Origin of the sequence: Cyanobacterium sp. Dongsha4, assembly GCF_036345015.1 — a bacterium.
Taxonomy (GTDB): Bacteria; Cyanobacteriota; Cyanobacteriia; order Cyanobacteriales; family Cyanobacteriaceae; genus PCC-10605.
In genome coordinates this window covers 1,434,740-1,451,877 of sequence record NZ_CP084098.1, presented here as the reverse complement: position 1 = coordinate 1,451,877, position 17,138 = coordinate 1,434,740, and the positions used below count along the sequence as shown (strand labels likewise).

16 protein-coding genes and 1 tRNA gene are annotated in these 17,138 nt (G+C 36.4%); 10 read left to right on the top strand and 7 right to left on the bottom strand.

The window, feature by feature from the left end:
* Nucleotides 1–46: 46 nt before the first annotated feature.
* On the bottom strand, nucleotides 47–478 hold the full coding sequence (locus Dongsha4_RS06090) for an ATP synthase subunit I (protein ID WP_330204825.1): 432 nt from the start codon (nucleotides 476–478) through the stop codon (nucleotides 47–49).
* Between the two features lie 258 nt (nucleotides 479–736).
* Nucleotides 737–2,257 (bottom strand): hypothetical protein, encoded by a 1,521-nt coding sequence (locus Dongsha4_RS06085; protein WP_330204824.1) that lies wholly within the window; start codon nucleotides 2,255–2,257, stop codon nucleotides 737–739.
* A gap of 48 nt (nucleotides 2,258–2,305) precedes the next feature.
* Here Dongsha4_RS06085 and Dongsha4_RS06080 point away from each other — a divergent pair, with 48 nt between their 5' ends.
* The 3 genes from Dongsha4_RS06080 to Dongsha4_RS06070 all read left to right on the top strand — a co-directional run bounded on the left by Dongsha4_RS06080 (nucleotide 2,306) and on the right by Dongsha4_RS06070 (nucleotide 5,324).
* Complete coding sequence (locus Dongsha4_RS06080) at nucleotides 2,306–4,258, top strand: glycogen-branching protein (RefSeq protein ID WP_330204823.1); 1,953 nt, start codon at nucleotides 2,306–2,308, stop codon at nucleotides 4,256–4,258.
* 415 nt (nucleotides 4,259–4,673) lie between these two features.
* Complete coding sequence (locus Dongsha4_RS06075; protein WP_330204822.1) at nucleotides 4,674–5,198, top strand: GNAT family N-acetyltransferase; 525 nt, start codon at nucleotides 4,674–4,676, stop codon at nucleotides 5,196–5,198.
* A gap of 52 nt (nucleotides 5,199–5,250) precedes the next feature.
* Nucleotides 5,251–5,324, top strand: a tRNA-Pro gene (locus Dongsha4_RS06070).
* A gap of 207 nt (nucleotides 5,325–5,531) precedes the next feature.
* Here Dongsha4_RS06070 and Dongsha4_RS06065 read toward each other — a convergent pair.
* From Dongsha4_RS06065 to Dongsha4_RS06055, 3 genes are all read right to left on the bottom strand, one after another.
* The gene (locus tag Dongsha4_RS06065) at nucleotides 5,532–6,602 is read right to left on the bottom strand and encodes an MraY family glycosyltransferase (protein WP_330204821.1); all 1,071 of its coding nucleotides are present in this window, start codon (nucleotides 6,600–6,602) and stop codon (nucleotides 5,532–5,534) included.
* A gap of 346 nt (nucleotides 6,603–6,948) precedes the next feature.
* A complete protein-coding gene (gene psaJ / locus Dongsha4_RS06060; protein ID WP_015218142.1) occupies nucleotides 6,949–7,077 on the bottom strand; it encodes a photosystem I reaction center subunit IX in 129 nt (42 codons plus the stop codon).
* A 42-nt stretch (nucleotides 7,078–7,119) separates the two neighbouring features.
* Nucleotides 7,120–7,626, bottom strand: a complete 507-nt coding sequence (locus tag Dongsha4_RS06055) for a Photosystem I reaction center subunit III (RefSeq protein ID WP_099434611.1) — start codon at nucleotides 7,624–7,626, stop codon at nucleotides 7,120–7,122.
* A gap of 149 nt (nucleotides 7,627–7,775) precedes the next feature.
* On the opposite strand from Dongsha4_RS06055, the gene tsaD reads away from it, so the two are divergent.
* The 4 genes from tsaD to Dongsha4_RS06035 all read left to right on the top strand — a co-directional run bounded on the left by tsaD (nucleotide 7,776) and on the right by Dongsha4_RS06035 (nucleotide 12,218).
* On the top strand, nucleotides 7,776–8,828 hold the full coding sequence (gene tsaD, locus Dongsha4_RS06050; protein ID WP_330204820.1) for a tRNA (adenosine(37)-N6)-threonylcarbamoyltransferase complex transferase subunit TsaD: 1,053 nt from the start codon (nucleotides 7,776–7,778) through the stop codon (nucleotides 8,826–8,828).
* Between the two features lie 360 nt (nucleotides 8,829–9,188).
* On the top strand, nucleotides 9,189–10,208 hold the full coding sequence (locus Dongsha4_RS06045) for a DnaJ domain-containing protein (protein WP_330204819.1): 1,020 nt from the start codon (nucleotides 9,189–9,191) through the stop codon (nucleotides 10,206–10,208).
* Between the two features lie 48 nt (nucleotides 10,209–10,256).
* A complete protein-coding gene (locus Dongsha4_RS06040) occupies nucleotides 10,257–11,471 on the top strand; it encodes an ATP phosphoribosyltransferase regulatory subunit (RefSeq protein ID WP_330204818.1) in 1,215 nt (404 codons plus the stop codon).
* Nucleotides 11,472–11,594: 123 nt separating this feature from the next.
* Nucleotides 11,595–12,218: an exopolysaccharide biosynthesis protein gene (locus Dongsha4_RS06035; protein ID WP_015218147.1), complete on the top strand. Its 624-nt coding sequence runs from the start codon at nucleotides 11,595–11,597 to the stop codon at nucleotides 12,216–12,218.
* Between the two features lie 9 nt (nucleotides 12,219–12,227).
* Here Dongsha4_RS06035 and Dongsha4_RS06030 read toward each other — a convergent pair whose 3' ends face one another.
* Nucleotides 12,228–13,232 carry an aldo/keto reductase gene (locus Dongsha4_RS06030; protein WP_330204817.1) on the bottom strand — a complete coding sequence of 335 codons (1,005 nt, stop codon included), beginning with the start codon at nucleotides 13,230–13,232 and terminating at the stop codon, nucleotides 12,228–12,230.
* A gap of 242 nt (nucleotides 13,233–13,474) precedes the next feature.
* Nucleotides 13,475–14,212 carry a DUF2993 domain-containing protein gene (locus Dongsha4_RS06025; protein ID WP_330204816.1) on the bottom strand — a complete coding sequence of 246 codons (738 nt, stop codon included), beginning with the start codon at nucleotides 14,210–14,212 and terminating at the stop codon, nucleotides 13,475–13,477.
* 174 nt (nucleotides 14,213–14,386) lie between these two features.
* On the opposite strand from Dongsha4_RS06025, the gene Dongsha4_RS06020 reads away from it, so the two are divergent.
* The 3 genes from Dongsha4_RS06020 to Dongsha4_RS06010 all read left to right on the top strand — a co-directional run bounded on the left by Dongsha4_RS06020 (nucleotide 14,387) and on the right by Dongsha4_RS06010 (nucleotide 17,103).
* A complete protein-coding gene (locus tag Dongsha4_RS06020; protein ID WP_330204815.1) occupies nucleotides 14,387–14,572 on the top strand; it encodes a hypothetical protein in 186 nt (61 codons plus the stop codon).
* 255 nt (nucleotides 14,573–14,827) lie between these two features.
* Nucleotides 14,828–16,213, top strand: a complete 1,386-nt coding sequence (gene argH / locus Dongsha4_RS06015) for an argininosuccinate lyase (RefSeq protein WP_330204814.1) — start codon at nucleotides 14,828–14,830, stop codon at nucleotides 16,211–16,213.
* 137 nt (nucleotides 16,214–16,350) lie between these two features.
* Entirely contained in the window at nucleotides 16,351–17,103 is a 753-nt protein-coding gene (locus Dongsha4_RS06010; RefSeq protein ID WP_330204813.1) for an isoprenyl transferase, read from the top strand.
* Nucleotides 17,104–17,138 lie beyond the last annotated feature (35 nt).

The following is a 17,138-nucleotide window of genomic DNA, read 5'->3' as shown; positions in this document are numbered from 1 at the left end:
CAAGATTTGTCCTGATTAGAAGAATCGATGACAATGTACCATAGATTTAGCCGTTTTGCTCGGTTTTTTGCAGATTACCCAATAAGCTAGTAGGAATTACATACAATAAAATAGCCGCCTTATAAGTTAAAAAACCTAAAAAAACGGGTAATACCTCTAATTGTTGCCATTGGGTAGCCACCACAATCAAACCAACAAAAATCGCCAGACGAGTTGAACCAATTTTCTTTTTATATACCCCGACTCTTTCTACTTCCCTTGCTAACATATTGAGATAAACTAAACTCACACAAGCACCTAACAAATAACTAAGGCTTGTTTGTAAGCTGTAAAACACCCAAACTAAAATAAAGCTGACAATGGCGATTACAACAGTACCAATAAGCAGATTATTTCGGAGTTGATAGTATTCCCCCATAGAATTGTCTATCGGTTGTTGCTCCTTTTCTTGCTCAGGTGATGTTCCAAGGGTATTCATAGTAAGCTCAGGGATATTTGAAAGGAAATTGATTTTTCTCCACGTTCAAACGTCAAGCTAAATCAAGGCTAATTTTATCATGGCAAGGGGCAATGATGTAAACTTTTATTAATCAACTTCCATTGATCAGTAAGAATATTCCCTAAAAAATATTCCCTAAAAACGAAAGGTAAGATATAGATACATTGATTTATAATTGCTTTTACTGACCCCTGATTTCTACCTTTATCTTTACCAATAATGCTTTTTCAGTAACCTCTAAGTAAGATTTGTGTTCATATAATTCAACATATTGTTAATCCCTGCCATCAAAGCATTACCCACGATTTGACATCGCTGAAGATAAACTTCTTCCGTGATAGAAGATACATCCTCAAATTCCGATAACTGCACCAATAAACGATTAATTTCTATCGTTAAAATATTTTTGTCATAAAAAGCCTTTATGGAATTAAAATCAGTATTAGCATAATAGGAAGTCTGTTCCATCACTTGTGCTAATCTGGTTAAAATCCCCCCTCCATAACCATAAACATCATTCATGGATTCGGGGATACCTTCAAGAAAAGGTAATTCATCCCAATGGGATTTTAACTCTTGCAAAAACCCCTCATAAAAGTTTTCCGCTTCTTTTTGGGTAGTTGTCCAATATCCATCCTGATCTAATTTTTGCACATCTAGCACTGAAACTAAAGGTCTTAAAGCGTTTTCTTTTTTCGCCAACGGTAGCCAATCTTGAGGCAATAAAGATTTACCCACATATTGATTGAGAAATTCATGGGAGAAACCAGAATAGCTATGGGGTTCGATAATTAAGGGTTTATTCGGGTTTAAGTGATATAATGAGGCTCTTAATGCCCCTGCCACTTTGATACTGAAATAATGCCCGTCTTGTATTTGCTTCCTAATTTCCTCACTAGGTAATAAATTATCTTCGTAGATGCGATCGCCCCTATAAGTATAAGTAGGAAACCAACAATCAATTTTTCTTTGTAGTAGATAGTCAACAGTAGTTTCTTCAGGAGTAGGAATAGGACGATTACCATTACAAACAATCAAATTCCATAAAAAAGCCGTACCCATAACAGGCATTCTACTTTCCCCACTTATTAGGGGAGAATTATACCTCTTACCTTCCCCCCTTATTAAGGGGGGATTAAGGGGGGATACTTCTTCATTTCCCCGCCATAATTGCCCAATAATTTCTTTTACCCCTAAATCTGCTTGTCTAATCGCCGTATAAGCAGACGCTTGATAAATAGGCTTATCCGTGAGAATTTTCGGATTAATTAAACCCTCTACAGGATAAGGAACACTTGTACCAACATGAACCCCATCAATAGCCAACAACGGCAAACCTTGCTGAAGATAGCTAACTAACCTCTCAACATTGACAAAAGAAACCGCTATCCTCTGAGAATCATAGCTATAGAGAGTATCACCCACTATGGTTAAATTAACCTGATTTTCCCTCTCTAAATAGGGTAAAGTAATGATGCTGATATACTCAACAAGCTCATCAACTGAATTATTCAAAAACCCTTCTTGCTTATCACTTCCCCCCCTTATTAAGGTAGGATTAAGGGGGAATTTATTTCCATCCGCATCTTTTATCCCCTTCACCATCTGCAAGTAACTCAAAATAAACTGCTTCACTTCATCAATATCACCGCAAAGAGAAACATCCCTAACAGTAACGCCTCCGGATAGGTGTTTGACAAAATCATTCACCGTTGCAGGAATATTTACAGAAGTATCCACAGAAAAATGAGTCACCATCTTGTTATCTTTAAAGAGTTATCCCTCTAATATAATCCAGAAATACCCGTGAAAAAAGAAAATCAACAACCCCCCCTCGAAGTTATTAAACGTGATTACCCCTATCAATATTTTGGCGCTCATGCTAAGGAAAAAGAAACGATTTTCCGTGTTTATGCACCCCATGCTACTTATGTTTCCCTTATCCGAGATGGTAATGGATGGAATAGCAAAGCCGAACCTCTGACTCGTAATCCCGAAGGAATCTGGGAAATTACCATCCCCGAAAATTTAACTTGGACTGAATATAAATATTATATAGAAAATACGAACAATTACCTCGAAACGCCTTATAAAATGGCGAGAATTGACCCATTTTCCTCTCAATTAGCGGTTACTTGGGGTGTTGGTGGCAGTCGCAATTTTAACAGCATTGTAGGCAATCCTAGCCACTTCCAGTGGACTCATAAACATCTTAATAAGGGTCATGAACCCATGAGTATTTATGAAATGCACCTATCAACTTTTCACGATGGAAATTATCGAGACATTGCCCATAAAATAGTTGATCATGTGGGTTATATGGGATTTACCCATGTGCAAATTATGCCTCCTTTTCAAACACCGATTCATTCTTCTTGGGGTTATTTGGTGGGTTGCCCTTATGCTATTTATGAGCGACACGGCACGATTGATGATTTTAAATATTTGGTGAATCATTGTCATCAACATGGTATCGGGGTGATTGTGGATATTCCTCTCGGTTTTGGGGTGCAGGATTGGGATTGTGGTTTAGCAAGTTATGATGGTACTGATCTTTATCATCATCATGGTGCGAAGGGTTGGAATAATCAATGGCAAAGCCGTATTTATAATATTGGTGATGAATATGTGAAGAATTATTTAGGAGGAATTTGTACTTATCTTCACCACGAATTAGGCATTGATGGGGCGAGAATTGATGCGGTTTCGGCACAAATATTCTATGATTACGATCGAGGCTTTTGGGATTGGCCTAAAAATGATAAAGAGGCTATACCCCTTGAAAATTGGGACTTATTTAATAGTATAGGAGGCGATCGCTTCTTTGAAGAGCGAGGCTATTGGCTATCGGAAGCCGTTGACTTTGCAGGATTGCTATTTTTAAGAGACTTACACGCCCGTTTAAACCATACTGCCCCTGATTTTATTACTATAGCAGAAGAATCGAGACGAGTATTCCCCCGTTTAGCCTGTTCAGTATCAGAAGGGGGGTTAGGGTTTACCTATGCCCAAAATATGGGAGAAATGCACCGCATCCGCAAATACTTACAAATCCCCGTTGCTGACAGAAAAATCGAACATATCGAAATCCTCATTCATAATAACAGTGCGGAAAAAATGGTTAACGCCATGAATACCCATGATGAATGCGCCAACGGTAAAACCCGTTTAATCACCGAATTAGGTAGTCATATACCCCTTATTGGATTAGCCGCCTTATGTTGGTTTCGCCCCGGTGCGCCTATGATATTTCAAGGAGATGAATTTGGGGAAGAGGGTTGGTTTGATGTGTTTCACGGCTTAAATTGGGGTAAAACTGGGGCAAATGCCGCCCTCCATGAGCAACAAATTGCCAATAACTTCTATGATTTGAATAAGCTATTAAATACCGAACCTGCTTTAGCCCGTCATGATATAAAATCAATGGTGCGTAATGGTTCAAATAATGAGCGTAAATGGTTTAGCTTCATTCGTTGGGGAGGAGATGTGGGCTTTGAGTCTAATAATCCAGAAGATCACAAAGATGATATAATTTTTGTCCGTAATGAAAGCCCTTATACAGTAGAGTGTAAAGCAGAAATTTATCTTCCTTGTTCAGGGGAATATAAAGTGATCTATAATTCCATTGATCAGCGTTATATAGGGGTTCATTCTTACAATCAACATGATCCTTATTGGACTATTAAAGTCGATGGTCAATTTATGTATATAGATCTACACCCCAATCAGAATATAGCGTTTAAACAAGTTAAGAATTAAACATTAAAATTTCGGGGATTGGGTCAACTCTCAGTAACCTATTCCTGAAAATAAGCCTAGTAAAAATTTCTTTCTAGCAGAATTTTTGTAATAGAGGTTGCTTAATTTTGGTATAAAACATTATTGAATTACTTAAAATATTATCACTATTGACTATCATTTCCTGTTCCCTTGCTCCCTATTCCCGATCTGAAATAAAAATCGTAGCTTAATTCACCAGCACCTCGTAATATAAAATTAGGAACGTCGATAAAAAATAAATCTTTATTATTCTTTTCTGAGACTTATCAATTCCGCTTAAATCTTTCGTAGCAAACTAACTTATCGAAAAAGAGTAAATTATGCTATTATCATCTAATTCAAGGATAAAAACTTATTGTATCTATAAAAAATAAATCATTAGCTCTCTCCAAACATGGTTTGGTTACAAAAACTGTTCACAAAAACCGATAATGATAATATTCTCTCCGATAAAACCGATGAGAGAGACTGGTTAAATCTTGACCCACAAATATTTGGTCGTAGCAAAATTTTTTTTAGCACCAATCAATCCATTGATTTATATGAACTGGAGGAATTGTGCGACTCTGTAGGCTGGGCGAGAAGACCATTAAGAAAAGTAAAGAAAGCCCTAGATCATAGTTATTTAGTAGCTTCTGCATGGGAAGTAAGGGGAGCGAAAACTTCTTTGATTGGGTTTGCTCGTGCTACTTCAGATCATGCTTTTAATGCGACTATTTGGGATGTTGTTATTCATCCTCGTTTTCAAAACAAAGGATTGGGCAAAGCCTTTATGAAATATGTGATCAAAAAACTACGCAAGGATGATATTAGCAATGTGACTCTTTTCGCTGATGCCCATGTCGTTGAATTTTACCAAAGATTGGGCTTTATTCCTGACCCTGAAGGCATTAGAGGAATGTTTTACTATCCAGAGTAATAAATCCTTGCCGAAGTCAAGATTTTTAAGTTATTATGGTAAAGGTTCATCACGGGATGTAGCGCAGCTTGGTAGCGCGCCTGCTTTGGGAGCAGGATGCCGCAGGTTCAAATCCTGTCATCCCGATAAACTATTTTTTACGTTAGCTACTCCTACCTCTGTTTTGTTTGCTAGTAGGTCTTGCTCTTAAGTTTTTCTCTATAATACACTTCAAAATAAATAGAAAGTGATATATATTGTCCAAGGGTATGATTTTGTCCTGTAAGAAAACTCTTGTCGGTTGCCTACCCTAACCTAAATCAATTTATACTCAGGAAGTGTATAACTCTTTCACTAATTCCTAATAGAATTTCTCCACACCTGCCAAGTAGTGTAAATAAGCAACATAGTTGCTCCCAAAGCATAAACCCCACCACTAGGAAAACCAGAAAAAGCCAGAGCAAGACTACCTGCCCATAATGTTAAAGAATAAATATAAATAGCTGTTAGTCTTTGAGAAATTCCTGCTTGTAATAAACGATGATGTAAATGACGCTTATCGGGCAAAAAAGGAGATTTTCCCTGCAAAACACGGGATAAAATTACCCAAGACATATCTAAAATAGGCACAGCTAAAATAACATAGGGCAAAAGCACTGCCGTTACTGCCGCAGTCTTAGAAATGCCAATTACCGCAACTCCTGCCAACATAAAACCCATGAAATAAGCACCACCATCTCCCATAAAAATTTCGGCTGGGTTAAAATTGTACCTCAAAAAACCTAAAGCACCTCCTGCTAAACCTGCCGCTAACAATGCCGCCGCCGGTTGATTCATGAATAAACTAACAATTAACATTACCACTGCCGCAATACCACAAACTCCTGCGGCTAAACCATCTAAACCATCAATCCAGTTAACTGCATTTACCATTCCCACTAACCAAATTACGGTAATGGGTAAACTCAGCCACCACATATCAATTTGGATTAAATCACCAAAGGGAATTGTAAAAAAATCAATTCTCACCCCTTTATACCAAGCAAAAGAGGCAACAATAGATTGAACTAATAAGCGGGATTGAGGAGAAAGATTAAATAAATCATCTGCCAAGCCAATGAAAAAAAAGAAAATTGCCCCAATAGTAACCCCCCAAATTTCTGCGTCTTTCTCTGGGGATAAGACTCCAAAACCTCCTAACCACCAGACAATTAGTAAACCTGCTGTTGTACCTGCAAAAATAGCTATTCCGCCAATTCTAACAATTGGTTGACTATGAATTTTTCTTGCATCTGGTTTATCTACATGACCACTTCTTAAACCAATATTTTTAACGACAGGAGTACTCCACATTACCACATTCATTGAAACAAGAAAAGCAATTAGATGGTAAATTTCATTTACATGGGAGGTTTTTGGTAACATAAGTTAGCTATCTGACTGGGAGATTGAACAAATAATAAAACAACATTTTCTATCTAGTTAATGTTAACTTGATCTGGTTCACAAAATAATCAGAGACAGCTAATTTTTTTTGTTGTGGAGATTTAAAACCTCGATTTACCTCAGTTGTTTGGCAAAAATATTAGTTAAAGACAGGTTTGACGGTGTTATTTTTTGAATGTTAACTCATTTCATTTGCTATTTCCCGTTGCCTATTGCTTACCTTAACCAATAATTTACATACTTAAAAATAAGAGAGCAGAAAAAAAATCGCCCCAAAAATTATTACTTAAGAGGCGACTTTGAGTTTAAACTATGAGACAGATATTTATCCCATAGGATGGAATAAAAGATCGGGATAAAAACGATTAAATTCGATTAATAAACCAGCAGTAAAAACTAATAAAGCAGTAATTAAAACTGGTGCAGTGGATAAAAAAGTAGTTAGACCTTTCATCTAATTTTCTCCTAAAAAAATAACTAAAATTTGACCGAGAAATTAACGAGGGGAAACAGGAATTTCGGAATCTTTAACCGTTAATTTACCAGAAGTAAACTCACCGAAAGCCTGTAGAGGCCACATAAAACCGAATAACATTTTATTAATGGCAAGAGGTACATCGATGATAATTTCTTTCATCTCGGTGTCTTTTTCCTCACGGATGGCGATTAAGTAAGAACGTCCTACCCAACCAATCCAACCAGCAACGTAAAGGAATAATAATCCGGGGATGATAAAGTCACCAGCGTGATCTAATCTGCCATCAACGACTAAATGGGGATAGCCTTCAGGACCACAAAGGGCTTCGGCATAACTTTCAGCACGTTTTTGACCAGACTCAGGATCACTGGTGGTATTACGGAAACTTTTTGCTTTCGCTTGATAAGCAGGAGACTCACTACAAGGAGTTAAGTGAGATAAATCGGCTTGTGCCGCAGGTGCGAAATTGAACCAGAGGGTAATCGATAGCGTAAATGCTAATACTAAACTGAATATTTTTCTCATAAAATTGTTTCCTTTTGCTACGAAACAATAAGTTTTTGTTACAAAAAATGAAGCCGAAAAAATGACTTCAAATGCGATTTTACTGTGATTAGTAAATGGAGTAAAGTAATAGTTAGAAAATTTATTATTCTTAACAAATCAAGAAAATAATGCCCACAATTTTAGCAGTTGAAAGTAGTTGTGATGAAACTAGCGTCGCCATTGTAACAAATCGTAATGTTATCGCTAATGTAGTGGCTTCGCAAATCAAGCTACATGAGCAGTATGGCGGAGTTGTACCTGAGTTAGCTTCCCGTCGTCATTTGGAAATGATTAACCCTTGTATTGATCAAGCGATGACTGAATCTGGTTTATCATGGTCTGACATAGATGCGATCGCATCTACAGTAACTCCGGGGTTAGTGGGTTCTTTAATTGTGGGAGTTACGGCGGCGAAAACATTGGCAATGGTTCATAATAAGCCATTTTTAGGGATTCATCATTTGGAAGGTCATATTTACGCTTCTTATCTGGGTGAACCGAGTCTCAAACCACCATTTTTGTGTTTATTGGTTTCAGGGGGGCATACTAGCTTAATTCACGTCATCGAAAGCGGAGTTTACAAAACCATTGGCTCAACTCGTGACGATGCGGCAGGGGAGGCCTTTGATAAGGTGGCGAGACTACTCAACCTTAGCTATCCCGGAGGTCCTATTATCGACAAGTTAGCAAAGGAAGGAAATCCCCATGCTTTTAAATTGCCAGAAGGAAAAGTATCTCTACCGAATAATCAAGGTTTTCACCCCTATGACAGTAGTTTTAGCGGTTTAAAAACAGCCATGTTAAGACTTATTCAAGGTTTACAAAAAGAAAATTCCGATTCTTTACCTGTAGCGGATTTATGTGCTAGTTTTCAATATACCGTTGCTGGGGCATTAACAAAAAGAGCAATTAGAGCTTGTTTAGACCTTAATTTGGATACCATTGCAGTAGGGGGCGGAGTGGCGGCAAATACTGCTTTAAGAAATACCTTACAAGCAGAAGCTCAAAAGCATAATCTTCAAGTCTTCTTTCCTCCTCTGAAATACTGTACCGATAATGGAGCGATGATTGCTTGTGCTGGAGAAGAACATTTTATTAATAAGATGCGATCGCCTCTTAGTTTGGGGGTATCATCAAGAATGAACCTTGAAAATATCGAGCAACTCTACAATGTCAATTAATCCAAGATTACAATAATGATTATTTGTTTTAAATAATTTTGGATTTTGGAGATTCTTGTAATATTAATACCAACTCCCTTATTTTAAAGCGAAATTATCTTGTTTCTTTGCTTACTATAGATATAAAGGCAGGAAATAGAAACTGATTCCGAATTTGATTTGTAAGAGTGAAAAATAAATGACATATATACTTTTAAATTGTCATCGGATTCTCACCTTTTATCGTCAAATCTGAACTGTAACAAGATTGGATAATTTATTTATTAGTAAAATAGCATACTATCTGAGGAAAAAACCTAAGTTTGATTTCTGGCAATTATAAAAATCATCTAAATAAATTTTAAAGAGGTTGTGTAAGATATGTTAATTTCTGATTTGAAAGGTGGATTGTTCAAGTATGAGGTTAAAGACTACTATGCCATTTTGGGTTTACCTATTTCTGCAAATCCCAAGGATATTCGTCTGCGTTATTTAAAATTAGCTTATCAACTTCATCCAGACACCAATCAAGCTGAAACGAAAGAAAATAGAGAAAAAGCCAGTACCATTTTATCTAAATTGGTCAATCCAGCTTATGAAAATCTATATAAGGATAAGTTAAGGAAAGAATGTCAACTTATCTTTTCTGAGATTTCCATGAGATTAGCACCTATGGCTAACGAAATGACTCTTAGCGGTGAAATTCCCAAAAAATTACTGCGGGAAGAAGCTAATTTCGACAAAATGTATCAAGATTTAATTGAAACCTTGGCTAAAGATCAATATCAGGACTTAAGTAAATTAGCTCTCAAAATAGGTTTATTAAGCGAATTGAATATGATTTTTTTAGTTCGTCAAAAACAAGGGGAGTTAGGAAAAGTAATGGGTGGTGCTTCGTCTAATGTTGAGCCTAAAATTGCTGTTTCTGAGCCAATAATTACTGCCGCACCGGGTCAATCTGGTAATACAGGCGTTTCTCAACAGGTAGAAGAAAAAGAGGAAAAAGTACCTGTTTCTCGTTTAGAAAAACTAATCAATAGTGCAAAAAATCATATCGAGCAGTTTAACCCTGATGCGGCACTTTTTGACTTGAGAGAGGCGGTAAAAATAGATGCAAATAGTGCGGAGGCTCATGCTATGTTAGGTTCTGTTTATTTGTTACAGAATAATTTACCCTATGGACGTATTCATATTAATAAAGCTGTAGGTCTTGATAGCAATGATCCTACCGTGAAAAAGGCTCAGGAAGAATTAAAACAGAAAGAGAAAAAATCCTCCGCAGGTAAAACTGATGGTAAAAAAACAGAAAGTAAAGATTCAGATAAAGGAAAATCTAAGGATAAGAAAGATAAAAAAGGTAAAAAAGAACCACCTAAAATTTTTGGCATTCCTTTGTGGTAGGATTAACCATGATTTATCATCCATCCCTTAGACTTACAAATTTTCAGTATGATTCATCAAGCACCCGCCGGAGCAAGAGATTTACTACCTTTAGAAGTAGCCCAAAAAAGTTGGATTAATGATCGCTTACAAGAGGTTTTCCAGCGTTGGGGATACAAAAGAATCGTCACTTCTACCATTGAATGGGTGGATACTCTGATGGCGGGAGGGGCGATCGAACCTTCTACTGTAGTTCAACTGCAAAACATCGGTGAGGGGCGTTTAGGTTTACGCCCTGAGTTAACTGCTTCTATTGCTAGGGCGGCGGTTAATCGTCTCAGCAATCAAACTATTCAAAGACTTTGTTATCGAGCAAATGTATTTCGGAATCCTCCTGCAGGCCATCATGGAAAACAATTAGAATTTTATCAAGCAGGAGTCGAATTATTATACGCTGATGGTGTTTTGGCCGATGGGGAAATTATTTTACTGTTGATTAATTGTTTACAATCTTTAGGCATTGAAGGCGCACAATTACTTTTAGGAGATGCAGGTTTAACCCGCTCATTGCTTAATACTTTTCCTTGTGCTTTTCGTGAACAAATTTTAGATGCGATCGCATCTTTAGATCGAGTTAAGTTACAAAAACTAGATTTAGAAGATAATCTCAAGGCTAAGGCATTGCAATTATTCGATTTAAGAGGAAATCCCCAAGAAGTGTTAGCCAAAGTTGCCGATTTTGACTTAGACGAAACCGCCCAAAAAGCCGTTAATCATTTACACTCATTGATGGATTTAATCAACCATAGCTGTGAAAAACCTCTACCTATAACCTTAGATTTAAGTTTAATTCAGACTTTTGACTACTATACGGGTATTGTTTTCGAGATAGTCCAAGTTATGGGCAATAAACCCTATGTATTAGGGCAAGGAGGAAGATACGATCAACTTTTGGAAGTGTATCACCCCCAGAAAAAAAATGCTCCCGGGATTGGTTTTTGCTTTAACATTCAAGACTTACATAATTGCTTATTAAATAGCCCTAATTTACCTCAAAGCACTCCCCCCAGTGATTGGTTAGTGATACCTACCAACATAAAAGCATCAAATTCAGCTTTTGCTTATGCCCAAAAATTGAGAAATACTAACCACATCGTCAGAGTGGAAATTGACCTAAAAATGCGTACTCCTGATGAAATTCGTAACTATGCTCTTGAGGAAGGTATTTCTTATTTAGCATGGGTTGATGAAAATGGGAATACAACAATTGAAACTGCTAATTAAAGGGCAAAGGGCAAGGGGCAAAGGTAAATAGTTGATGATAATTAATAACCCCGAACTTCTAACTCCTAACTCCTAACCCCCCCGCTTCTCTAATCTCCCAATAACTACTTAATAATTAAATTTATGTCCAAATTGTCTCAAGAGCTAAACGACTATTTTTTTGTACAAGAAAGGGAAGAAAAAATTACCCTAGAGGAGATATTAAGCCTTGCAGGAGAAAGAATATTTGGTTTTCTCTTAGTTATTTTATCGCTACCTTCTGCTTTACCCATACCTGCACCGGGCTATTCTATACCCTTTGGGATTCTGATTTTTTTACTGGCGATTCAGTTAGTAATTGGGCATAAAACACCTTGGTTGCCAGATAAAATGCTTAAAGGGGCTATGAAAACCAGCACTGCTCGTAAGTTTGTGCAAATGGGTTTACCTTGGCTAAAGAGAATTGAGAATTTAACAAAACCTCGGCTTACTTATATTTGTACTAGCTTTTCAGGAAGAATTGTGATTGGAATTGCGATCGCACTTATGGCTATTTCCATGATGATACCAATTCCTGGCACTAATACTGCTCCTGCGATGGGTATTTTTGTTACAGCTTTTGGGATGCAGGAGGATGATGGTTTTATTGTTTTAGCTGGATTAAGTCTTTGTTTAATTGCTGGAGTCGTTTCTGCGTCTATTATTTTTGCAACCATTTGGGGGGGCTTGAGTATTATTGATTGGATTGAGCAATACTTTAAGAAATAGTTTCCAAGGTTAACGGGTTTGAAAAATATTTTGAATCATTTGTTTATTTAAACCTAAAGCCACTCTCTCTAATTCTTCTACTTCCCCTCTCGATAAACGCCATCCCAATGCCCCTAAATTTTCCCTCGCCTGACGGGGATTTTTTGCCCCCGGTATAGGAATTGTACCTTTACAAATACACCAGTTAATTGCTGTTTGTGCCATGGTTTTTCCATTATCAGATGCGATCGCATCTAGGGTTAATAAAAGAGGTTTAATGGCTGGTAATAACTGCTTAAATAAGCCACGACGAGCGCCAGAGGGTAAATTGTTCAAATCTCGGTATTTTCCCGTTAAAAGCCCTAAAGTTAAGGGGCTATAGGCAATAATTTTAATATCCAACTGCTGACATAATTCTTTTAAGCCTAATTTGACAAAAGGATAAGTAGAAAGAAGGGAATACTGCACTTGTAGGGTACTAATTTTTACTCCTCTTTCTCGGAAAAATTCATAAGCACTCAACAGATTTTTTGACCCATAATTAGACAACCCAACTGCCTTTACTAATCCCTCTTGCGATAACCTTGCTAAACCCTCTAATAAAGGCTTTTCTTGCCAAGGAAGATATTTTGCAGGAGACCAATGCAACTGTACTAAATCAACCTTTCTACCCAACCTTTGAGCGGATTTTTCACAAGCATTAATCATTGATTGGGGTGTCAAACGCCAAGGATATACAGCCAACTTAGTTGCGATCGCAATTTCAGATTGATGATCCCCTTGATATTCTTTGCTAAACTTACCTAATAAAGTCTCACTACGCCCATTTAGTTTACCTGTACCATAGGAATCCCCCGTATCAAACCAAGTAACCCCTTGAGATACCAACAAATTAAAAGTTTCCTGCAATTGAGTGTCCATTTCTGGCTCATAACCCCAGAGAAAACGATTTCCCCAAGCCCAAGTACCGCAACCCATCGGGGACAAATATAAATTTTCTGCTACTTTAATTTTTGATTCAACAATAAAATTCATTTATTCAATGAATAATTAACTATATATTTAACTATTATTTACAATCTTATTAAAACATATTTTCAGCTTCTTTACAGAGATTATAATAAAAAAATTTAGAAACTAAGCAATAGATAATAGTTTCATTTTACTCGGGTATTCATAAAAATAAAAAACGTCATAATAAATTGATTTTTAAAGAGTTAATAAAGTGTGTAAAAAAGATAAATATGGATAAATAAAATTTTATTGATTATTAAACACTACTTCTTTGACTTAGGTAGATGAGTAATACCAGCATTAGCAAATAAATTAAGTTTGCCTTCTGAGATGTTAATTTTATCTACCTGTAAATAAATTCCATCTATTAATAAATTTTCTAAATTTAAAACTTTTCCCACTTCTGCTAATAAAATCTTAACTACTTTTGCTGACCAGTTTTTTCCTTGAGTACAAGCAAATTCATCTAAGATGATACCTTTTTTATGCTGACAAATACGAGGTCTTATAACTAAACAGATACTCTCTAATTTATTGCTATTTTTTTCTTTTAATTTAGCTTTTATCGCAATTCTACCATCAGATAAAATCCGAAAATCTACTCTTTTAAAAAATGCTTTTGATACGCTAGAGTATTGTCTTAATTTACTGTTAAGATTATCAACATTTAAGATTGTTTCAATATCTGTTTCGTTAAGAATAATACGGGCTTTTCCACGACTAGGTTGGGTTAATTCCACATTTCCCATTAAAGCCTTAAAAGGACTAACCGCAATATCATTGAGAGTGATTCTCATTTTTTCTAAAGGGAGATTTTCCCGCATCATTAAACCATTTCCATCAATATCTAATGATTCTAAGATTCCCTTAGCTAATTGTTGTGGATTTGTTTTTACTTGTACACTTAAGTATTTAGCTGATTTGATTTGACTTTTAAAAGCCATTTCCGCAATTTTATTGATAGTTTTTTCCCCAATAGTGTCAAATTTGCTCAGTAACATATGGATTTATTATAAAAATAAGGGTTTTTACTTAAATTTTTAGAGTTATTTTAACATTTTTCTGAGAATAAGGTTTAATAAAACTTAATAAAAAAGTAGTTTAACTGAGAGTACAAGATTTAAGTAAGATTAACTCAATGTGAAAAATATTGATACTTGACGGAGATTAATTCGATGACAGAGTTACCCATTTATGATTTAGTGATTAATAATGGATTATTAGCTCAAATGATAGAAGACCCTGATATTTTGGGTCAAATGTCTGATGCTTGGAAAAATTTTGTTGAGTCTGGACAAATTTGGGCTTTGTTGATTGGTGTGTTTTTTGGTTATATTTTTGCTTCTTTTACTCGTTTTTAGAACAATTAAAGCCATAAATAATTAATTTGTTTATTTTCACCTCTTTGATTGATTAATAAATGTTCAGAAAATCTTTACTGTCAAACTTGCCGTCATGAGGGTTGAAGAATATTCAACCCCTACAATCTGCCCTTATCTGAATATTATTGCCGAAAAACTGAGATGATTTTGGTCAATTACAACACTAACTAGATGACATTTTTAATATTTGATTCAATAATATTTACTACGTTAGTTGATTATTAATTTTGAACTGTGACTAAACAACAAACTTGGAGCGATCGCTTTGAAACGTCTTTAAATCCTATTATTGCGGAATTTAATGCTAGTATTGGCTTTGATATTGAATTAATTGAGTATGATCTCACTGGTTCTATGGCTCACGCCAAAATGCTCGGTAAAACAGGAATTATCACCCCAGAAGAAGCAGAAACACTGATAAAAGGATTAAGCCAAATTCGTCAAGAATATAGAGATGGTAACTTTAACCCCGGCATTGAGCAAGAAGATGTCCATTTTGCCGTTGAAAGAAGGTTAACAGAAATTGTCGGCGATGTCGGCAAAAAATTACACACGGGGCGATCGCGCAATGACCAAGTGGGTACAGATATAAGACTTTATTTGCGGGATCAAATTCGCCAAATTCAGGATTTATTAAGGGATTGGCAAAAGACATTATTAAACCACGCAGAAAACCACATTGAAACCCTCATCCCGGGTTATACTCACTTACAACGGGCGCAACCCATCAGTTTAGCACACCATTTAATGGCTTATTGTCAAATGGCGCAACGGGATTGGGAAAGATTAGCACAAATTTACGATCGCACCAATGTTTCTCCCCTCGGTTGTGGTGCATTGGCAGGTACAACTTTCCCCATAGATCGTCATTTTAGCGCCCAAGAGTTAGATTTTGCCTCTATTTATGAGAATAGCTTAGATGGAGTGAGCGATCGAGACTTTGCCATTGAATTTCTTTGTGCTTCCAGTTTGATTATGGTACATCTTAGCCGTATCAGTGAAGAATTGATTTTGTGGGCATCCCAAGAATTTAGTTTTATTACTCTTAAAGACAACTGCTCTACTGGCTCAAGTATCATGCCTCAGAAGAAAAACCCCGACATTCCCGAATTGGTGAGAGGAAAAACAGGGCGAGTTTTCGGGCATTTACAGGCACTTTTAACCATTATGAAAGGTTTACCTCTTGCCTATAACAAAGACTTGCAGGAGGATAAAGAGGGCATTTTCGACACGGTGAAAACCGTTAAGGGTAGTTTAACCGCTATGACTATCTTAATGTCAGAAGGGTTAGAATTTCGTACCCAACGCCTCGCCGAAGCCGTTGACGAGGATTTTTCCAATGCCACCGATGTTGCTGATTATTTAGCTAGTAAAGGTGTGCCTTTCCGTGAGGCTTATAATCTAGTGGGTAAAGTCGTGAAAACCAGTTTAGCGGCAAATAAGTTACTCAAGGATTTAACCCTCGAAGAATGGAAGCAATTACACCCTGCTTTTGAGGTGGATATTTATGAAGCAATCAAACCGAAACAGGTAGTTTCCGCCCGTAATAGCTATGGTGGTACGGGTTTTGAACAAATAAAAGATGCGATCGCAAATTTGAAAAGCAAAATGAGAGGTTAGGGTTTACGGTTCGGAGTTGGGAGTAATATTGTTAATTATCAACTATTCATCATTCATGATCAACTAATCGTGATTTAGTCAAAATTCTAGTAAACTTTAAAGGTTAGGGTGTTTTGATTTCCTACAGCTAATTGAACATGAATTTAAAACAGAATCTAATTGAATTGCCTTCGGATTTGAATGCAAAAATAATTCCTCATCATGTAGCAGTGATAATGGATGGTAATGGGCGTTGGGCAAAACGTCGGGGCTTTCCTCGTATTGTAGGACATCAAAAAGGTGTTGACACTCTGAAAAGTTTATTACGTTGCTGTGATGATTGGGGTATTAAAGTTTTAACTGCCTATGCTTTTTCTACGGAAAACTGGGGAAGGCCTATAACTGAGGTAGAATTTCTCTTAACTCTCTTTGAAAGGGTTTTGAGAAAGGAATTAGCACAAATGATGGAAAAAAATGTCAAAATCCGTTTTATCGGCGATTTAAAGGCTTTACCAGAGTCTTTACAGGCAGAAATCTATCATTCAATGGAAGAAACTAAATATAATAAGGGTATTAAGTTTAATATTGCCACTAATTATGGTAGTCGTCAGGAAATTCTCCAAGCCTGTCGTACGATCGCATCTTCTGTTCAAGAGGGTAAAATAAATTTAGAAGATATAGACGAGGAATTATTTGAAAGTCACCTTTACACTAACGGCTTAGAATCCCCAGATTTATTAATTCGCACCAGTGGTGAAATGCGCTTAAGTAACTTTTTGTTATGGCAAATGGCATACAGCGAAATTTATGTAACTAATACTTTGTGGCCTGATTTTAGTCGGGAAGAATTCCATCTGGCTTTACTCAATTATCAACAAAGAGACAGACGTTTCGGCAAGGTGAAAGAATAACAATAATCAAGTACCGTAAATCATTAATTTATTCA